Raw genomic sequence first — 19,712 nt, 5'->3', positions numbered from 1 at the left:
AAATACGTGTTAAAAATAGCCTATTATTTTCCCTCGCCTAGAATTCCATTCATTATAGACTGCGATACGGATAATATAATACTAAAAAACAAGGCAGTCCAAAACGTATCTACGCGAAAACCGTCCACAATTTTTGTACACAACAAAATCATCAGTGCATTAATAACCAATAAAAACAAACCTAAAGTTAGTATCGTTACCGGCAAAGTTAGTATCACTAATATTGGCTTGATAAATATATTAAGTAATCCAAGAACAATTGCCACAATCAAAGCCGTGGCGAATCCATCTACACGCACACCCGGCATAAAGTTCGCAATAAGCAATACTAAACCAGAGGTAATAAGAATTTTGATGAGTAAATTCATAAGTTTATCTTTTTAAATTTTAATAAATGTAGTGAAAATTAGAAACCATCTCCTTTATTTTAAAAAAGAAGTGACTTTTTGATAGAACTCAGCTGGATTTTCGGCATGAAGCCAATGCCCTACATTAGGAATCGTTTCAATATTTGAATCCGGGAAATGCTGTTTTATAATTTCAAAATCGCTGTCTATAATATAATTTGATTTTCCGCCACGAATGAACAAGGCTGGTTTCTCGAAAACGGAATTCTTAGGCAACGGAATTCCTATTTCATCCATTTTTGTATTGAAAACTGCCAAATTAAATCGAAAGGCAAGTTGCCCGGGCTCTTGCCAAAACAAATTCTTCATCAAGAATTGTCTGGTTCCAAAATCAGGAACAAACTTCTCCATGATTTCTTCGACATCACTTCGACTTGGTTTTTTTGAAAAATCAACCGCATTCAATCCCGCCAAAATATCCTGATGATGCTGCGGATAAAATTTTGGTCCTATGTCCGCAACAATTAACTTATTAACTAATTCAGGATGCAACGTTGCCAGAAACATGGCTATTTTCCCGCCCATCGAGTGTCCTAAAATATTGATATTTTCTAATTTATGAGCTTGACAGTACTCGTAAACATCCTGCGCCATAATTTCGTAGGTAAAATTCTCTGAGTGCAGGCTTCGTCCGTGGTTGCGTAAATCGAGAATATGAACCTGAAAATCAGTTGCGAATTGCGTTCCGAGTGTTTTCCAGTTATCGGACATCCCTAGAAATCCGTGAAGAATTAAAAGTGGCTGTCCTGATCCTTCTATTTTTGAAAAAAGCATATAATTTTAGATTTTAACGTTACGATTTAAATTAAAAACCATTAAGAAAGTAAAGCTATTAAGCTTAAAACTTAATCCATCATAATTTCTTAATGGTTAAAAAAAACTATTTTAATTTTTGCAAATACATATTCACCACATTGTCTAATCCCAGATAAATAGCTTCGGAAATCAGCGCATGACCAATAGAAACTTCGAGTAATCCCGGGATATTTTGTTTAAAAAATTGAATATTATCCAAACTCAAATCATGACCTGCATTGATCCCTAATCCAAGCGCATTGGCTAGGATGGCAGCGTGTGTGTATGGCATAATTCCGTTTTGATTTCCTAAACTGTATTGGTGTGCGAATGCTTCGGTATACAATTCAATTCTTTCGGTTCCAATTTTTTTTGCACCTTCAATCATTTCGAGAACAGGATCTACAAAAATGGACGTTCTAATTCCGTTCCGTTGAAACTCCTGAACAATTTCAGTCAAATAAGAAGCATGCTTTATGGTATCCCAACCAGCATTAGATGTTATGGCATCTACAGCATCCGGAACTAGAGTTACCTGAGTCGGTTTTATTTCCAGAACAAGGTCGATAAAGGTTTTTTCTGGATTTCCTTCTATATTATATTCCGTAAAAACAGTCGTTTTTAAATCCCGTGCATCCTGATAGCGAATGTGGCGCTCATCCGGACGGGGATGTATGGTAATCCCTTGCGCTCCGAACTTTTGAATGTCGGCAGCTACTTTTAATAAATCAGGAACATTTCCTCCACGAGCATTACGTAAAGTAGCTATTTTATTGATGTTTACACTTAATTTTGTCATTGGAACCCTTTTTGATTAAACCAGTACTATTTCTTGAAGCAAAAATACAAAGTAAAACTTAGGAGTTTTTGCTTATTTTTGATTATTTTGCATGAAATATTTTTGCCTTATTTATGATCGGAATTACAGACTATATAACCAATGATTTTAAAGCGATTAACAACCAAGATACTATTGCGGTTGTTCAAGAATTCTTCAATGACGTCCACTTTTCACATTTCCCAATAATCGAAGAAGGGGTGTATCTGGGCAGTATTGCCCGCGAAGATCTAGAAACTTTTGACAGCACTAAAAAAGTATCTGATTTTCGCTATTCACTGGAAGGGTTTTTCACAAGAACTAATACAGTATGGCTTGATGTGCTGGAAGTTTTTGCAAAAAATCAGACTAATTTAGTTCCGGTTTTAGACGAAAACAACACCTACGTGGGTTATTATCAAATAGAAGACATCATGAAGTTTTTTCATGAAACTCCTTTTTTAAAGGAACCCGGTGGCGTTATCGTTGTCAAGAAAGCCGCTTTAGATTATTCTATGAGTCAAATTACCCAAATAGTCGAAAGCAACAATGGTAAACTTTTAGGTGTATTCGTCTCCGAATTAGATGTTGAGAGTGTTGAAGTTACCTTAAAAATAACGTTAGGTGCTATTAATGAAATAATACAGACTTTCAGAAGATATGATTATGAAATTATATCCGAGCATCAAGAAGACAATTACATCAATAATTTGAAGGAACGCTCTGATTATTTAGACAAGTACCTTAATATATAGTGCTCGTTTAACCGATTATTTGTTTAATCGATTAAATACTAAAACAAACATATCAACATTAAACGATTACACAAAAAGATGAAAGTAGCGATCTACGGCCAATATTATCAAAACAGTACCGAACCTATTATAAACGACATCTTTGTTTTTTTTAACAAAAATAATGTAGAGATGATTATTGAGTCTCATTTTTTGCTGATGCTCAACGAAAGGAAAATTGTAGAAAAAAAATACAAAACCTTCACATCCCACACTGAACTTGATTCTAGTTTTGATATGCTCATCAGCATTGGAGGAGACGGAACTATTTTAAGAGCGGCCACTTTAGTGCGGGATTCCGGAGTTCCTATTTTAGGAATAAATGCGGGAAGACTAGGTTTCCTTGCAACCGTCCAAAAAGAGAATATCGCAACATTCATGCAATTTGTCATTGACAAAAAATACACCATCTCAAAAAGAACATTACTGAGCGTAACCTGCACGCCACCAAATGAATCCATCCAAAAAATGGATTTTGCCATGAATGAAATTACGGTCAGTAGAAAAGACACTACATCGATGATTACGATAGACACGTACTTGAATAACGAATTTTTAAATTCATATTGGGCCGATGGGTTAATTATATCAACACCAACAGGATCTACGGGGTATTCTTTGAGTTGTGGCGGTCCAATCTTGACACCTGATGTAAAAAGCATCGTCATCACCCCAATTGCTCCCCACAACCTAACGGCCAGGCCTCTTGTTGTTCCGGATGAAACAGAAATTAGACTAAAAGTTTCCGGAAGAGAGGAAAATTATTTAGTGTCCTTAGACTCCAGAGTTACCTCGGTAAAGAACGAATCCATACTGACCTTAAAAAAAACCCCCTTTCAAATCAATATGGTAGAAATACCCGAAGAAACTTTTTTAAAAACCCTTCGAAGCAAATTACTTTGGGGACAAGATAAGCGTAACTAAATCATTTTAATAAATAATATACGATTCTATGTTTTTTTTTCGTTTGAATAAATAAAATACTCACTTTGCGCAATTTACTTGTCAATTAATCAAAAAAACACACATTTAACTGAATGGGTATTGAATCGTATTGATTATTATTATATTTGCACGCAATTTTTGATTGAATGAACAAGATTTTCTATTTATTGTTTTGCTTACTCCCATTTACGAACACCCAGGCTCAGATCCACGAAATTGGTGTTTTTGCAGGTGGAAGTAACTTTGTAGGCGATGTTGGTCCTACGACTTACCTTGCGCCAAACGAACCTGCTTTTGGGGTTTTATACAAATGGAATAAAAGTCCAAGACATGCTTACCGATTTTCATACATGCAGTCAAACATAAATTCAGATGATTCAGATTCAAAAGAAGCAGCAAGAAACCAAAGAGGATATCGTTTTGAAAACAATCTAAAAGAAGTCTCTTTAGGACTTGAATTCAACTTTTTTGACTTTAATCTTCACGACTCTCGAACTAAAATTACACCTTATGTGTTTTCAGGAATCAGTTATTTCCTGAGCAGGTACAAATTGACAGACACGCAAGCAGGTACAACAGCAGAAGGCAGATCAGAAAGAAGAAAATCAATAGCGATCCCGATGATTTTAGGAATCAAGTCAACGCTATCTCCCAGTTTAATATTGGGATTAGAAACCGGAGCACGGTATACGCTGACCGATGATATAGAAGGAAGTTATAATGGGAATTTTGGAAATATAAATAATAATGATTGGTATGTCTTCACAGGCGTTACGCTAACGTATACCTTTGGAAACAAACCCTGTTATTGTGCAGAATAAAAAAATGAATTTACTAGACACTATAGATGCAACGAACCTACCAAACCATTTGGCTATCATAATGGATGGTAATGGTCGTTGGGCAAAACAAAAAGGACTCTTACGAGCTTTAGGTCATGAAAGCGGGACAAAATCAGTAAAAAAAATAATTGAAGCCAGTGCTAAACTAGGGATTGATTTTCTAACACTCTATGCTTTTTCTACCGAAAACTGGAACAGGCCCAAACTGGAAGTAGAAACCTTAATGAAGGTACTCATCAACTCCTTAAAAAAGGAATTAAAAACCTTACAAGAAAACAATATAAAACTGAATGCTATTGGTAATTTAGAAAAATTACCAAAATCTGCACAAAAAGAGCTCCTCGACGTTATTAGTAAGACAAAAGACAACACGCAAATGACACTAACCCTAGCGTTAAGCTACGGTTCCAGGGAGGAAATTGTCACTGCTGTAAAAAACATTTGCAGTAAAGTTAAAAATAATATAATTTCAATAGACACTATTGACGATTCCATTATTAATGAGCATCTTTACACGCAAAATTTACCTGATGTAGATTTATTAATACGAACTAGTGGAGAGCATAGAATAAGTAACTTTTTGTTATGGCAAATTGCCTATGCAGAATTATATTTTACTGATGTATTATGGCCAGACTTTAAAGAACAAGATTTATATGAGGCTATCATTAGTTATCAAAAAAGAGAACGTAGATTTGGAAAAACAAGTGAACAAATTAAATAATTATTTAGTGTTAAATAAAAGCATCAGAATAGCCCTCACCGTTTTAATTTTAGGAAGTTTTACACAAGTTAAAGCACAAGAAAGAGTTCCTTTTGATCAAGGAAAAAAATACATCTTAGGAGATGTAACAGTTGTTGGCGATATCACTTTCAACACTCAAACTGTAGTTACTTTTGCTGGTCTGCAAAAAGGACAATCGATAACTATTCCTGGTGAACAAATAAGCAGCGCCATAAAAAAACTAGGAAAACTGGGCTTGTTCGATGAAATTTCATTTTATATCAATAGAATAGAAAATGACAGCATCTATCTTGATTTGAATATCGTGGAATTACCTAAATTGAGTGGTGTAAAATTTGTAGGTGTAAAAAAATCAAAAACGGAAGCTTTAATTAAAGACAACAGCCTTAACAAAGGGAAAGTAGTCAATGAAAATTTAATTACCACTACAAAAAACTACATCGAGAACAAGTATAAAAAAGATGGGTATTACAACACCAAAGTAAACATAAATACTGCCAAAGACACAGCTACGATAAACCAAGTCAACATGGTTATCAATGTAGACAAAGGAAATAAAGTAAAAATACAAAAAATTGATTTTGTAGGAAACACAAAAATATCCGATAAAGTATTGCGTAAAGCAATGAAGGATACCAAACAAAAAAACTTCCTGCGTGTTTTAAAAGGCTCTAAATTCATAAAAGAAAAACACAAATCGGATTTAGAAAACGTAATCGCTTCTTACAAAGAGAAAGGCTATAGAGATGCCAGAATACTTTCGGATTCTGTTACCTATGACAAAGACAAAAAAGCCTTAATGATTAAAATAAATGTTGAGGAAGGAAATAAATACTTTTTTGGAAACATTAAATTTTTAGGAAATACCGTTTATCCGGATCAATATCTAAACAGAATTTTAGGTGTCAAAAAAGGGGAAACCTACAACGGAGTACTTCTGGAGAAAAGAATTGCAGACAAATCAAAACCTGACGGAGAGGACATCACGAATTTATACCAAAACAGCGGTTATTTATTTTCTAATATCAATGCTGTAGAGGTAAGAACCGCAAATGATACCATTGACTTTGAAATCAGAGTTACTGAAGGACCAATTGCATACTTCAATAAAATTACAGTAGTAGGAAATGACAAGACCAATGACCGTGTAATTTACCGGGAATTAAGAACCAAACCAGGAGAGAAATATAGCAAAGAAGAGTTAGTACGAACCATTAGAGAGATTGGCCAATTAGGATTTTTTGATCCGGAAGCCATCGATCCAAAATTCAAGAATGTAGATTCAGGAGCAGGAACTGTAGACATTGAATACAATCTGGTGGAGAAAGGATCCAGCCAAATCGAACTTCAAGGTGGTTACGGTGGTGGTGGTTTCATTGGAACATTAGGACTTTCTTTTAATAACTTTTCAGCCAGAAACTTACTCAATAAAGAAGCCTACAAACCGCTTCCTATGGGAGATGGTCAAAAAGTATCGTTACGTTTACAGGCCAGCACCTTTTTTCAAACGTATAGCGTCTCGTTTTCCGAGCCTTGGTTTGGAGGTAAAAAACCCGTATCTTTTAGTACCTCATTGTCATACAGCAAACAATTTTTGAATAATTTTATAACACAAAGAGCCGATAAAAGTAAGAGTTTTAATATCATTACATTGTCCGTTGGCTTGTCAAAAAGATTAACGGTGCCGGATGACAACACGTATTTATCTCAATCCGTAAGTTACCAACATTATGATTTAAATAATTACAACACTGGATTATTTACTTTTGGAAACGGGTCTTCCAGAAATTTAGCGTATACTATAGGACTAACGCATACCAATAAAGGATTCAATCCTATATTTCCAACGTACGGTTCTGAATTTAGTTTAACCGCTAAATTTACACCACCCTATTCATTGTTGAATGGAATAGATTATGCCACACTAGGCGATAAAGAAGAATACAAATTAAAAAACACTGTAGACCGACAAAATGTGCCTGATGGAAATGGGAATATTGTTCAAATTGGAGATTATATTGACACCAACGGAAACAAAGTGACCGATTTTAACCTGGCGGCAACAAACATTAGTAAAGTAGATCAAGAGCGATTTAAATGGTTGGAATATTATAAAATAAAGTTTAAAGCGGACTGGTATACTAAGATTTACGGAAAATTAGTCCTTAGAACGTTGACTGAATTTGGATTTCTTGGAGCATACAATCAAGACAGAGGTTCAGTTCCGTTTGAACGATTTTATCTTGGGGGTGACGGACTGGCTAACTTTTCTATGGATGGTAGAGAAACCATTCAGTTAAGAGGGTATCCTAATAATTCATTGACACCCGTAAATAGCACAGGAGATCAAATTGGAGCTACGGTTTTTAACAAATTTTCAATGGAGTTACGCTATCCAATAACATTAAAATCATCCGCATCAATTTATGCTTTGGCATTCATGGAAGCAGGTTCGTCATTTAGTGATTTCAAGAGCTATAACCCTTTTGCCTTAAATCGTTCCGCAGGAGTTGGATTGCGTGTATTCATGCCCGCATTTGGTTTATTGGGAATTGATTTTGGCCATGGTTTTGACGCTCTGCCCGGACAAGCAGAACCAAACGGATGGGAAACTCACTTTATTATTGGACAACAATTCTAAAAAATTGATTTAAAATTTTTCTAGTACGTTACTATTTATGAGAAAACAATTTTTATATCTTTTTTTAATTTTAGCAGTTGCGCAGACTATGAAAGCGCAAACTAGAGGAACCAAACTGGGCTATATTGATATGGAATACATTTTACAGAATGTTCCAAATTATACCGAAGCAAAAGTTCAATTAGAGCAAAAAGCCCAAAAATGGAAACTAGAAATTGAAACTAAAAAAATTGAAATCAATAAATTGAAAGATGCGTTAAAAGCCGAAAAAGCACTATTAACCAAAGAACTCATTAGCGAAAGAGAAACAGAAATTAGTTTCCTCGAAAATGAAAATTTAGACTATCAACAAAAAAGATTTGGACCCAATGGCGATTTGATCCTACAAAAATCTATTTTGGTAAAACCAATACAGGATCAAATTTTTACTGCCGTTCAGGATATTGCTGAAGCAAAAAAATATGATTTCATCTTTGATAAAGCCTCTGATCTTACCATGCTGTTTGCAGCAAAAAGATTTGATATCAGTGAGCAAGTTTTACGCGTATTGAACCGTACAGAAAAAAGAGAACAACTGACAAAAAAACAACTTCAGGAAGAAGAAGCCAGAGAAAGCAAGGAAGATGCGTTAGATGAAAATCCTACCTTAGCCGATAGACAAAAAATCCTGAACGATAAAAAAATAGCCCGAGACAAATTGCTTGAAGACCGAAAATTACTTCAAGAACAAAGAAAAAAAGAATTTAACGACAAGCGAAAACAAATAATAGCTGACAGAGAAGCTAAAAAAATTGGCACGGTTTCTGCAAATGTCAAAACAATTGACACCGTTACAGCACCATCAGTAAGTGACTTAAAAAAAGAAAATGCTAAAGAAACTGTTGAATTAGCCAAACAAAAACAAGCTGATGCCAGAACTAAAACATTGGAAGATCGTAAAAAAGTCATTGAAGATCGCAGGAAAGCTTTAGAAGAAAGAAGAAAAAAAATACTGGAAGACAGAGAAGCTCTCAAAAAAGCAAAAGAGGAAAAAATAAAAGAAAATACAAACAATAATTAATTACTAAATACTTTAAAAACGATGAAACAAATCAAAACCCTATTAATTGCTGCCCTTGTTATTTTAGGAGCAAATCAAACAATTACTGCACAAACAAAAACAGCACATGTAGATGTAAGTGAAATTATGACAAAAATGCCTGCAATGTTAGATGCTCAAAAACAATTAGACAAATTGAGTACTACGTATGATGCTGATTACAAAAAAATGGTTGAAGAATACCAAGCTAAATTAAAAAAGTACGAAGCAGAAGCAGCAACAGTTACTGAAGTTATAAACACAGAACGTTCTAAAGAAGTTCAGGACATGCAAAAAAGAATTGTTGACTACAGAGACAATGCTCAAAAAGAATTGCAACAAAAAGAATCTGATATCGTAAAACCATTAATGGAAAAAGTAAGAGCTTCGATCCAAAAAGTGGGTAAAGCAAAAGGGTATCAATATGTTTTAGACGGTTCAACTCTTTTACTTGCTGATGGTCCAAACTTGACTATGGATGTAAAAAAAGATTTAGGTTTCTAAAAAAAAGAACAAAATTCAAAAAAACTGCTCACCTTATATTAGGACAGAGCAGTTTTTTTTGTTTAACAAATATTCTAGGAAATTAAAATTTCAGCGCGTAACTTTGTTTCTATGAACAACAACGATCAACCTATAGGGATTTTTGACTCAGGAATAGGTGGCACCTCCATCTGGAAAGCAATTCACAAACTACTTCCAAACGAAAAAACCATATACCTTGCCGATAGCAGGAATGCACCTTACGGACAAAAAACAAAAGAGGAAATTGTTGCATTAAGCATGAAAAATACCGAATTTCTGCTTGATATGAAATGTAAATTAATTGTAGTTGCCTGCAATACGGCAACAACTAATGCCATTCAAGAATTAAGATCTAAATATAATGTTCCTTTCATAGGAATAGAACCTGCGATAAAACCAGCAGTCACTCATTCAAAAACACAAATAATAGGAATTCTGGCTACACAAGGCACACTAAACAGTGAACTTTTCAATAAAACCACTGAAAAGTACCAAGACACTAAAATAATTGAGCAGGTGGGACATGGATTAGTGCAATTAATTGAAAATGGAGAGATCAACTCGCCCGAAATGACCACATTACTTCAAGCCTACCTGATTCCTATGATTAATGCCAATATTGATTATTTAGTATTAGGTTGCAGTCACTATCCGTATCTGATTCCTCAAATAAAAAAAATCCTTCCCAAACACATTCACATTATAGATTCCGGTGAAGCAGTTGCCAAACAAACTCAAAACATATTGCGGGAAAATATAGGTTTCGCATCATCACAAAACAACGAACCTATTTTTTATACCAACACCAATCCAAAAGTATTGACTGAAATTTTAGAAAACAAGTATACGGTAGAACAGGAAAATTTCTAAAACGGCTGAATATTACTCCTCCTTGAACCAACTGGAATACATAACATAATTATTCGAAATGCGTTCAATTTCTCCTGCAAAATCGGACTGATCTATATCCTTAACTTTTCTAGCGGGAACTCCTGCCCAGATTGTCCCTGAGCCTACAACAGTGTTCTGAGTAACAACAGCACCGGCAGCTACAATAGAATTACTTTCGATAACACAATTGTCCATTACTATCGCCCCCATTCCAATCAATACATTGTCGTGAACCTCACAACCATGCACGATTGCATTATGTCCAATAGAAACATTATTTCCTATGAGTGTAGGATGTTTTTTGTACGTACAATGAATAATAGCACCATCTTGAATATTGACTTTGTTTCCAATTTTAATACAATTAACATCGCCTCTGATAACAGCATTAAACCATACACTACAGTTGGTTCCAAAAGTAACATCCCCAATAATAGTGGCATTTTCAGCAACATAACAATCCTTCGGAATAGAAGGTGATTTACCGTTGACAGATTTTATTAGCATGATAAGATAAATTAGTTAATTGCCGGACAATTGCAATCGTATTTTACAGGTTTACAAAACAAATCAATCCCAAGGGTAATTTGGTGGTAACCACCATTATCAAATTTAACCGCTCCAGACAATTGAGAATACGTATAAGCGACCATAAATTGATCAAAATTCACACCCACAATTGGTGTTATGTATTGCAGTTTTTGTTTGGAAATTGTATTGCCATCAAGATATTCTGCACCATCAAAACTTCTTCGATAGGACAATCCACCCCAAACTCTACCAAAATCTAAATTTTTATATGCTTTCAAATTAAGGTCAATTGATTTCTCTTTTGTTTGATCCACCAATTGGAATAAAACAGAAGGCTCCCATAAAATTTGATCTGAATTACCAAAAATATACCCTGCACTGAATAAAAACTTCCTTAAGTTATCACTTTCATATTCCGTGTAAATATTCCTTCTCGTTTCAATTGCGTTTTTTACTGTCGCATGCGCGTAAAAATCTAAAAAATTATAGGATATTCCAAAGTCCACGTTAAAATAAGAATCTTTTTGCACCACGGTTCCGTCAATTATTGGATCAAAATCCCCTGACTGCAAAAAAGCGGTTTCATCTAATTGACTTTGTATCAATCCACCACTAATCCCGAAAGACAATTGATTTAAATCAATTTCGTCTCTAGAAAACATAAGGTGATACGCATACGTCAATTTTATTCCTTTTTGAGAATGATACCCGTTTTTATCATTAAAAAGTATAAAACCCGCTCCTGCTTTTTCACCTACTTTACCATTAAAACTAAGTGTTTGTAATTCAGGCGCGTCCTTCTGATCGAACCATTGCTTACGACCGGTTAACCTAATTTTAGCACAATTTGGCGCTCCGGCCATAGAAGGATGTATCAAGTAATAATTGTCTGACAGATAATCTGAGTACACCGGTATTCCTTCCTGAGAAAAGGAATAATGTGACATCAAAAAAATAATGGCTAGAAATCTAATCTTATTATACATTCAAATACTTTTTAGTAAAACGGATGCGATCAAAAAACAATATAAATTATTAAAAAAAAGCAAAAGCCGAATCAAACACGTAAATTAAAGTTAATTTATTCATTAAAAAATCAAATATAGGTATTCGTAGAAAATAACTTTAGTAAATTTGTAAAAAATTCAAAACTGATGAACAAAGTTACCATAAAAGAGACCCAAAATCCAACTATATTAAAATTTGAATTTAACGATTTCATCACTCAAAATGAAAGTTTTGAATTCAAAAATATAGACGAGGCAAAAACATCCCCTTTAGCACAACAATTATTTTACCTGCCTTTCGTAAAAACAATTTATATCTCCGGGAATTTTATTGCCGTTGAAAAATATAATATTGTTGAATGGGATGATGTCAAAGATGCTGTGGCGCAACAAATAGAAAAATTTGTAAATGATGGCGGATCAATCATTACTATAGAAGAAAATAAGTCTAAAAAACAACCGGTGACCGTGTATGGCGAAACAACTCCTAATCCGTCAGCTTTGAAATTTGTAGTTAGCAAAATACTCACTAAAAACGCTATTGAATTCAAAAATATCGATCAAACTGGCGCTTCTCCATTGGCAAAAGAACTGTTCAAATTCCCTTACGTAAAAGAAATTTTTATTGATGAAAATTACATCTCCGTAACTAAATACGAAGTCAATGAATGGCAAGAAATTACCTTAGAACTAAGAAGTTTCATCAAGCAATACATAGAAAATGGAGGAACTGTTTTAGATGAAAATTATATTGCCACGGTAACTGCAGAAGAAAAAATAAAAGTAAAAGAATTTGACACCCTGGATGTCACTTCGCAACAAATCATTAATATATTAGAAGAATATGTAAAACCCGCAGTACAAGCTGATGGTGGAAATATAGCCTTCGATTCCTATAATGAAGCCGACAAAACTGTAAAAGTGATTTTACAAGGTGCTTGTAGCGGATGTCCTTCTTCTACATTTACTTTAAAAAGCGGGATAGAAAACATGTTAAAAAGCATGTTAAATGACGAAAGCATCAAAGTAGAGGCAATAAATGCATAAAAAGGAAAAATAATTCAAAACATTGATTTAAATATAGTTACGTTAAAAAAATGTATTTTAAATTGAAAATACATTTTAATCTTTAACTTAATACCTAGAAATCAGGTCAATATTAAAAGTAATTGAAATTCTTTGCAGTTCTGAAACAAGTTGGCAAGATGGAGCTCGAAAAGAATAGCCAAAGCCTGAAAATCTGTAAAACACATGCGGTCCGTCTATGTCCATGACCAAAGCGTAACCATCAGTAATGGTGTTATAACAGAATTTAGAATAAATCTAAAATTAACTTTCGAACACGAATAGAGTAGCTAAAAAAATCAAAGCGTTTCATCAGAAGCGCTTTTTTTTAGGAGCAATTTCCCGTTATCCGTTACAATCTTTTTCTTTTTAAAGAAAAAAGAAAAAGGATTTCCACTTCTACCGGGGCTAAAAAAATTTCCATGAATAAATTCCATTTTGAAACCAGTCCCTATTTATTACAACACCCCAAAAATCCAGTAAACCGAAAACTCTGATTTCAAAATCATTGGCACCAATCCTAGAAAAAGACAAACCCAACATTATAAACACCGCTAATTTCCCAGCCATTAACAACCAACCTGTACGGCACTACTGCAGCAATAACAGGAATACAAAACTATCAAATTATCTTTTTTACAGGCACGCATCTCAAACCAAGAAAAGCTGTCATCCTTGAGTCAAAACTATACCTGTTCAATGCCAAATACTGATTATCAACAAATTATTAATGATTTAATAAAGTAATCATAGAAAAAAATCACTACTATTGTAAGACCAATCAAATAGAAATACCATGGGACTAGCATCATTTTTTAAAAAATTATTTGGCTCAGCCAAAGAAACGACTAATGAATTAGCGAACAAAGCAGAAACTAGTTTTGATCACGCCAAAAAAACAGCGGCACCTTACTTAGAAAAAGCAGAGAATTTCGTAGCAGAAACATTTGAAAAAACAAAAGAAAGCGCAACACCCTATTTTGAAAAAGCAGAACTTTTTGCTGAAGATACTTTTGAAAAAGCAAAAGAAACGGCAGCGCCAATTATAGAAAAAGCAGAACACTTTGCCAGCAATACTAGAGAAGTATTAAGCGAGTATTCAGCCAAAACCGGAGAAGCTCTTGGGGATTTAGTAAATAGTATAAAAGAAAAAACTGATGCAACTGCTGACAAAGCATCAGATATGGCCATTGAGAAAAAAACAAGCGTATCTGAAGTTATTGATACCCTAAAAGAAAAAGCAAGCGAAACTGCTGACAAAGCAGAAGACTTAGCCAGTGATGCAAAAACAACCGCTTCTGAAGTTGTTGATACCCTAAAAGAAAAGGCAAGTTCCCTTGCACATGATGGCGATGAAGAACTAAAACAGAGCAAAAAAGAAACCATAAATAAAATAGAAGAAGAAGATGCCGATTAATTTATTCGTATTTTTGTCTTTCAAACTTAACCTTCTCCTTTTGAGAAGGTTTTTTATTACATAAAAATGAATTTAGATCCAGACCAACTTTCTAGTTACGCTAATACTTTTTTAAAAGTATTGATAGATTATTCTCCAAAATTGATTTCTGCCTTTATAATTCTATTTGCTGGACTTTATATCATCCGCCTCATCAATAGATTCATAAGAAGAATAATGGTGAAAAGGAATCTAGACCCTACACTGACAAAATTTCTGGCAGATATCTTACTTTGGGTTTTGCGGATCATCTTATTTGTTTCTTTCATCTCAAAACTTGGGATTGAAACGTCTTCCTTCGTGGCTATTCTTGGCGCAATGGGACTTGCTGTAGGCTTATCTCTCCAAGGATCACTCTCCAATTTTGCAGGCGGCATGTTGATTATTCTCTTTAAACCCTTTAAGGTTGGCCATACAATTGAAGCCCAAGGGGTCATTGGAACTGTTAACGAGATACAAATATTTGTAACCAAATTAATCACAGCTAACAATCAAACTATTTTTATACCCAATGGATCTTTATCAAATGGAAATATCATAAATTATTCTTTACAAAGGATCAGAAGAGCTGATTTGACAATTGCTATTTCTTATGATACGGATATTAAAAAAGCACGCGAAATGATCACGGCAGTTCTAAAGAACAATCCAAAAGTGCTTGAAACACCTGCTGCTGAAGTATCCGTAAAAAACCTCACCGACAGCGCCATCCAAATAGCGGTAAGACCTTGGGCTACAAATGAAGATTTTTGGGGTGTTTATGCCGATACATTGGAAAACTGCAAACAAGCGTTTGATACTGCTGGAATTATTATTCAGCCTTATGTTAAGGAGTCGTCAAAAAAGAATAACACGGAGAGTAATGAAATATAATAATAAAGGCAGAAGTTACGACACTATTATTTTAAAACCCAGATTCCACAAAAGCAATAACTATTTTTTTGAAGTCGTAATCAAAAAATCTTTCAAATAATAAGGCTCAAAGTACGCAACATCAACGGTGTCACTTACTTTGAATTTCTCATAACTCAAAGCGCTCATTTCTTTGGCAGAAGGATATTTAATCTCCTCTAAAAAAATATGATTTTTTTTAGTTAAAACCAGCTTGCATTTCTCGGCACAATCTCCAACAAAATAGATGGATTCCTGCAAATCTTCAAATGAATTCTCCGTAATTATTTCGGCAAGAACTTCTCGTTTTTTTTCTAAATTCGGGTTAAAAACAGCACTATATACTTCCATTCTTCGCGCATCAATCATGGGAATAATCAATCCGCTGGAAACTGTAACCTGCGATGCCAACGCTTGCAAAGTATCAATAGCAATCAATGGGATGTTCAGTGCATAGCAAAGCCCTTTTGCTGCCGAAACCCCAATTCGCAAGCCAGTATATGAACCCGGTCCCTGACTTACGGCAACAGCGGATAAATCCTGAAGCGTAATTCCGGCTTCTTTGATAATTTCCTCAATAAAAACATGCAATCGTTCCGCGTGGGAATATCCTTCTTCTGCTATTTCTTTGCAGAGAATCGTTTTTCCTCCTTTTGCAAGAGCTACCGAGCAATTTTTAGTGGCGGTTTCAATATTTAATAAGTAAGACAAGCCGTTTAAAGTTTAAAGTTTAAAGTTCCTCTCGAAACCTTTAATTTGTTTTATTTTTGAATTACAAAATTCGCATTATTTATCCTGTTTTTCGCTTTTATTTTTTCTTAATTTCCTTATCTTTTTTCAGCATCACTTTATCTCCTGAATTCAGTTCCTTAGCGACTGTAGAGTATGGCCCAGTAATGACCACATCACCTTTTTTAAGACCTGTCAAAACTTCAATATTAGTATCATCCTGAATTCCGGTTTTAATAACTCTAATTTTTGCTTTATCCCCTACTTTTACAAACACACATTCGTATTTTTTATCACTTTTAGGCGCTGCTCCTTTTTGTTCTTCAGCTGGATCTGCCACTTTAATCTCTTTGACTGAAGCCGTATCTGACTTTATAACAACAGCACTTATAGGCACTGTCAGTATATTTATTTTTGTATCGGTAATAATATCAACCGTTGCGGTCATTCCTGGTCTAAAAGGGGAATATGTTTCTGGTCTCCCTTTAAGTAAATCTTGATAAGATTCCTTCAAAATTCTAACTTTTACTTTAAAATTAGTGACCTGATCAGCTGTCAAGGCGGAACTGGCTGAATTAGAAATACTAGTTACCGTCCCTTTAAATTGTTTTTTTAAATAGGCATCTACCTCCACATTTGCTTCGTCTCCTACTTTAATTTTTACAATATCATTTTCATTGACATCCACTTCCACTTCCATATTATTTAAATTGGCCACTCTTAAAATCTCCGTTCCGGTCATTTGTTGCGTACCCAAAACGCGCTCGCCCAGCTCTACATTCAGTACTGAAATGGTTCCGTCAGCGGGTGCATAAATGGTGGTACGCCCTAGATTATCTTTAGCCTCATTTACGGTTGCCGCAGCACTTTGAACATTAAAGTAAGCCGTTTGTTTTGATGCTTTAGCAACTTCATAAGAAGCAACTGCTTTATCCCAATCTGATTTTGAGATAATGCCTTTTTCAAATAATATTTTGTTTCTCTCGTAATTTGATTTGGATTCTTTAAAAGAGGCCTCCGCCTGACTCAAAGCAGCTCGTGTGCCTGATAAATTAGAAACGGAACGATTGTATCCTGAAGTATACAAATCCGGATTTATCTTGACCAATAAATCGCCTTTTTTAACGGCCTGTCCTTCTTTTACATTCAAAGAAATAATTTCGCCTGAAACCTCCGATGAAATTTTAACTTCAATTTCTGGTTGAATTTTCCCGGTAGCCGATACGGTTTCAATAATAGTTGAGGGATTGACCTGGGCGATTTCAATTTCTGTTCCCTCATCTTTATTTCCTATAACACCTGCTTTTGAAAGCGTTACTAACAATACAATAGCTGCTACTGAAACACCTAATACAATATAAATTGTTTTTTTTGACATGATAAATTAGTATTTGATAATTGGAATTCCAAAATAGAATTCTAGTATTTTGATTTTAAAAATATAATCGTATTTGGTTCTAATAATTTCTGATTGTGCATTCGTCAGTAAGGTTTGTGATTGATTAAAATCAAATGAATTCATCAAACCTACATCATATTTTTCTTTGGCATAATCGTAAGCGCCTTGTCTCGCCTCAAGTGCCACAACTGAGGATTCATAGGCATTTAGTGCGCCTTTAGCATCTGTAAAGGCAGTAAAAACATTACGCTGCAAATCTAAATCCTGCTGTTCCACTGCAATTTTTGACCGTTCTAAACTTACTTTTGAACGTTCTACATTGTTCCTCACCGAAAACCCATTGAATATCGGAATCGACAATTGTGCTCCAAAAGACTGTCCTTTATTACTATTAAACTGTTCGAAAAACGGAGCTGAATTTTTAGTGCCAATTAGATTCCTCATACTATCAAAGAAAGGGACATCAGCATAAGAAACTCTGCTATTAAAGCTGTAAAAACCTTGTAAAGTAGGTTGAAAAGCTCCTTTGGCAATCTCCAGATCTTTCTGTGCAATCTCCAGATTTGTTCTGGCAATTTTCAGTTCAGTTCTGTTTTCCAATGCTTTGTCATAAATAGCAGCTGGAGTTTGTACCATTATATTATTTTTATCTCTAATGTCAGTATCATCTACTACATCAAAATCTTCAAACTCTTTTAATTGCAACAACTGCGCTAAACTTAATTTAGAAATTAATAAAGCATTATCTGCAGCAATAACATTTTGATTGTTCAATGCTACTGTAGCTTTGATATCTAATAAATCCCCACGAGGAATTGAACCTGCTTTAACTAATTCTTCAGAGCGTACATATTGTTTTTCATTAATTTCCAACTGTTCTTTTTGTACTTTTAGATTTTCTTTATTAAAAAGAATCTGTAAGAAAGCGTTGGCAACATTCAGGGCAATATCCTCCTGCATTTTGAGCAATTGGTATTTAGCCGCCACAATTGAAAGATTAGCTCTTCGAAGTGTATTTTGATTTTGCAGTCCTTTATAAATATCCACTCCAACATTGGCTCCAGCCGAAGTAAACTGCGTCGTTTGGTTCTGCAAAAGCCCTGTTGTAATATCCTGATTCAAACCAATGTTCCAGGAATGTGATGCATTTGCATTTAAAGACGGCAGAAAATTTCCGATGGCTCCTTTTTTATCAATAAGAGCTGTTTTACTATCTAATTCAGATTGCTTGATGGAAATATTGTTTTGAATGGCATATTTCACGCATTCCTCGAGGGTCCATTTTTTGGATTGCGCCTGAATAGACAAACTGAACAGCGTGATAAAAACGAAACTGATATAACTATTTTTTTTCATATATTTTAGATGAAAGTGTAACAAAGGTACTACACATATTTAACATTTTTTAAAAAACTGAATTTCTTTTTTAAGTACAGATTTAGGGTTTCACTTCTTCGCTTTTTAAGACTTGATTCCAAACTTTAATCGTATCGGAAGCTTTAATTCCACTTTTGATTTCGACATAAATACCATCGCTGATACCCAAGATTAACTCCTTTCTTATAAATTCCTGCGTCCCCGTTTGAATCTCTACGTATGGTTTTTGTGTCTTCTTATCAAATTGAATCAGCGCCTCTTTCAGTGCCAATACCTTATCCACTTTTTCAAGTATAATTGACACATTTACTCTCAAACCAGCGCGAATAAAAGTGTTCTCACTATTGGCTAATGATGCTTTGATTTCAAATTGGATGGCACCATTTTCAGTTTTACCTTTTGGAGCAATGTATTGCAATACGGCGTCAAATTTTTTGTTCTCGATAGCGCCAATGGTAATTTCGATGGGTAATTTTTCTTTTATTTCGCCCACTTCTGACTCGTCAATTTTTCCCACAAATATCATTCGGCCTACATCTGCAACACTTGCAATTGCTGTCCCTTCATTGAAGTTATTACTTTCAACAACCTGATTCCCTACTTTTACGGGAACAGTATCTAAATTGTAATTCCCGGAATCTGCCTCATCCAGAATTCCAAGTATGTTTAATCGTGTTAATTTCCCTGAACCAGGGGAACCCATAATGGCCACTAGCTCGCCTTCCTTGATATTGAAATTAATCCCTTTTAAAACATGTAGATCAGAACTTCATATTT

At 34.5% G+C, this 19,712-nt stretch carries 21 protein-coding genes; 12 read left to right on the top strand and 9 right to left on the bottom strand.

Annotated elements, in window-relative coordinates; genetic code table 11:
* Positions 1 to 23: 23 nt before the first annotated feature.
* From EKL99_RS05865 to EKL99_RS05855, 3 genes are all read right to left on the bottom strand, one after another.
* Positions 24 to 368: a phage holin family protein gene (locus tag EKL99_RS05865; protein ID WP_126458568.1), complete on the bottom strand. Its 345-nt coding sequence runs from the start codon at positions 366 to 368 to the stop codon at positions 24 to 26.
* A gap of 54 nt (positions 369 to 422) precedes the next feature.
* A complete protein-coding gene (locus tag EKL99_RS05860; RefSeq protein ID WP_126576558.1) occupies positions 423 to 1,181 on the bottom strand; it encodes an alpha/beta fold hydrolase in 759 nt (252 codons plus the stop codon).
* A 106-nt stretch (positions 1,182 to 1,287) separates the two neighbouring features.
* Entirely contained in the window at positions 1,288 to 2,001 is a 714-nt protein-coding gene (locus tag EKL99_RS05855) for a pyridoxine 5'-phosphate synthase (RefSeq protein WP_126576557.1), read from the bottom strand.
* Between the two features lie 113 nt (positions 2,002 to 2,114).
* Between EKL99_RS05855 and EKL99_RS05850 the strand changes: the two genes are divergently transcribed.
* From EKL99_RS05850 to murI, 8 genes are all read left to right on the top strand, one after another.
* A complete protein-coding gene (locus EKL99_RS05850; RefSeq protein WP_126562596.1) occupies positions 2,115 to 2,774 on the top strand; it encodes a CBS domain-containing protein in 660 nt (219 codons plus the stop codon).
* Between the two features lie 78 nt (positions 2,775 to 2,852).
* A complete protein-coding gene (locus tag EKL99_RS05845) occupies positions 2,853 to 3,737 on the top strand; it encodes an NAD kinase (RefSeq protein WP_126554809.1) in 885 nt (294 codons plus the stop codon).
* Between the two features lie 167 nt (positions 3,738 to 3,904).
* A complete protein-coding gene (locus EKL99_RS05840; protein WP_126554807.1) occupies positions 3,905 to 4,579 on the top strand; it encodes a DUF6089 family protein in 675 nt (224 codons plus the stop codon).
* A 4-nt stretch (positions 4,580 to 4,583) separates the two neighbouring features.
* Positions 4,584 to 5,324, top strand: a complete 741-nt coding sequence (locus tag EKL99_RS05835; RefSeq protein ID WP_126458549.1) for an isoprenyl transferase — start codon at positions 4,584 to 4,586, stop codon at positions 5,322 to 5,324.
* Complete coding sequence (locus tag EKL99_RS05830; protein WP_126576556.1) at positions 5,257 to 7,986, top strand: outer membrane protein assembly factor; 2,730 nt, start codon at positions 5,257 to 5,259, stop codon at positions 7,984 to 7,986. Before EKL99_RS05835 ends, EKL99_RS05830 begins: the two co-directional genes overlap by 68 nt.
* Before the next feature lie 37 nt (positions 7,987 to 8,023).
* The gene (locus EKL99_RS05825; RefSeq protein ID WP_126554803.1) at positions 8,024 to 9,046 is read left to right on the top strand and encodes an OmpH family outer membrane protein; all 1,023 of its coding nucleotides are present in this window, start codon (positions 8,024 to 8,026) and stop codon (positions 9,044 to 9,046) included.
* 21 nt (positions 9,047 to 9,067) lie between these two features.
* Positions 9,068 to 9,568 carry an OmpH family outer membrane protein gene (locus EKL99_RS05820; protein WP_126458540.1) on the top strand — a complete coding sequence of 167 codons (501 nt, stop codon included), beginning with the start codon at positions 9,068 to 9,070 and terminating at the stop codon, positions 9,566 to 9,568.
* A gap of 111 nt (positions 9,569 to 9,679) precedes the next feature.
* Positions 9,680 to 10,459: a glutamate racemase gene (murI, locus tag EKL99_RS05815; protein WP_126458537.1), complete on the top strand. Its 780-nt coding sequence runs from the start codon at positions 9,680 to 9,682 to the stop codon at positions 10,457 to 10,459.
* Between the two features lie 12 nt (positions 10,460 to 10,471).
* Here murI and EKL99_RS05810 read toward each other — a convergent pair whose 3' ends face one another.
* Together EKL99_RS05810 and EKL99_RS05805 are read right to left on the bottom strand one after the other, a co-directional pair.
* Positions 10,472 to 10,987, bottom strand: a complete 516-nt coding sequence (locus EKL99_RS05810) for a gamma carbonic anhydrase family protein (protein WP_126458534.1) — start codon at positions 10,985 to 10,987, stop codon at positions 10,472 to 10,474.
* Between the two features lie 11 nt (positions 10,988 to 10,998).
* Entirely contained in the window at positions 10,999 to 11,997 is a 999-nt protein-coding gene (locus tag EKL99_RS05805) for a type IX secretion system membrane protein PorP/SprF (protein ID WP_126576555.1), read from the bottom strand.
* Positions 11,998 to 12,165: 168 nt separating this feature from the next.
* On the opposite strand from EKL99_RS05805, the gene EKL99_RS05800 reads away from it, so the two are divergent.
* The 4 genes from EKL99_RS05800 to EKL99_RS05785 all read left to right on the top strand — a co-directional run bounded on the left by EKL99_RS05800 (position 12,166) and on the right by EKL99_RS05785 (position 15,412).
* Complete coding sequence (locus EKL99_RS05800) at positions 12,166 to 13,065, top strand: NifU family protein (RefSeq protein WP_126458528.1); 900 nt, start codon at positions 12,166 to 12,168, stop codon at positions 13,063 to 13,065.
* 204 nt (positions 13,066 to 13,269) lie between these two features.
* A complete protein-coding gene (locus tag EKL99_RS14885) occupies positions 13,270 to 13,368 on the top strand; it encodes a dodecin domain-containing protein (protein ID WP_317125130.1) in 99 nt (32 codons plus the stop codon).
* Positions 13,369 to 13,879: 511 nt separating this feature from the next.
* Complete coding sequence (locus EKL99_RS05790; RefSeq protein WP_197037217.1) at positions 13,880 to 14,500, top strand: hypothetical protein; 621 nt, start codon at positions 13,880 to 13,882, stop codon at positions 14,498 to 14,500.
* 66 nt (positions 14,501 to 14,566) lie between these two features.
* Complete coding sequence (locus EKL99_RS05785) at positions 14,567 to 15,412, top strand: mechanosensitive ion channel family protein (protein ID WP_126554794.1); 846 nt, start codon at positions 14,567 to 14,569, stop codon at positions 15,410 to 15,412.
* 60 nt (positions 15,413 to 15,472) lie between these two features.
* Here the strand turns inward: EKL99_RS05785 and tsaB are convergent, their stop codons facing one another.
* The 4 genes from tsaB to EKL99_RS05765 all read right to left on the bottom strand — a co-directional run bounded on the left by tsaB (position 15,473) and on the right by EKL99_RS05765 (position 19,677).
* Positions 15,473 to 16,141, bottom strand: coding sequence for a tRNA (adenosine(37)-N6)-threonylcarbamoyltransferase complex dimerization subunit type 1 TsaB (gene tsaB / locus EKL99_RS05780; RefSeq protein WP_126458522.1), 669 nt, complete (start codon positions 16,139 to 16,141; stop codon positions 15,473 to 15,475).
* A gap of 97 nt (positions 16,142 to 16,238) precedes the next feature.
* Positions 16,239 to 17,537 (bottom strand): efflux RND transporter periplasmic adaptor subunit, encoded by a 1,299-nt coding sequence (locus EKL99_RS05775; RefSeq protein WP_126562603.1) that lies wholly within the window; start codon positions 17,535 to 17,537, stop codon positions 16,239 to 16,241.
* A gap of 6 nt (positions 17,538 to 17,543) precedes the next feature.
* Positions 17,544 to 18,914, bottom strand: coding sequence for a TolC family protein (locus EKL99_RS05770; protein WP_126562605.1), 1,371 nt, complete (start codon positions 18,912 to 18,914; stop codon positions 17,544 to 17,546).
* Positions 18,915 to 18,996: 82 nt separating this feature from the next.
* Positions 18,997 to 19,677: an efflux RND transporter periplasmic adaptor subunit gene (locus EKL99_RS05765; RefSeq protein WP_255416407.1), complete on the bottom strand. Its 681-nt coding sequence runs from the start codon at positions 19,675 to 19,677 to the stop codon at positions 18,997 to 18,999.
* Positions 19,678 to 19,712 lie beyond the last annotated feature (35 nt).

It is taken from the genome of Flavobacterium sp. ZB4P23, from assembly GCF_003970375.1.
GTDB lineage: Bacteria > Bacteroidota > Bacteroidia > Flavobacteriales > Flavobacteriaceae > Flavobacterium.
Note: the sequence above shows the minus strand (reverse complement) of the source record. Positions and strands in the feature narration are given on the sequence as shown.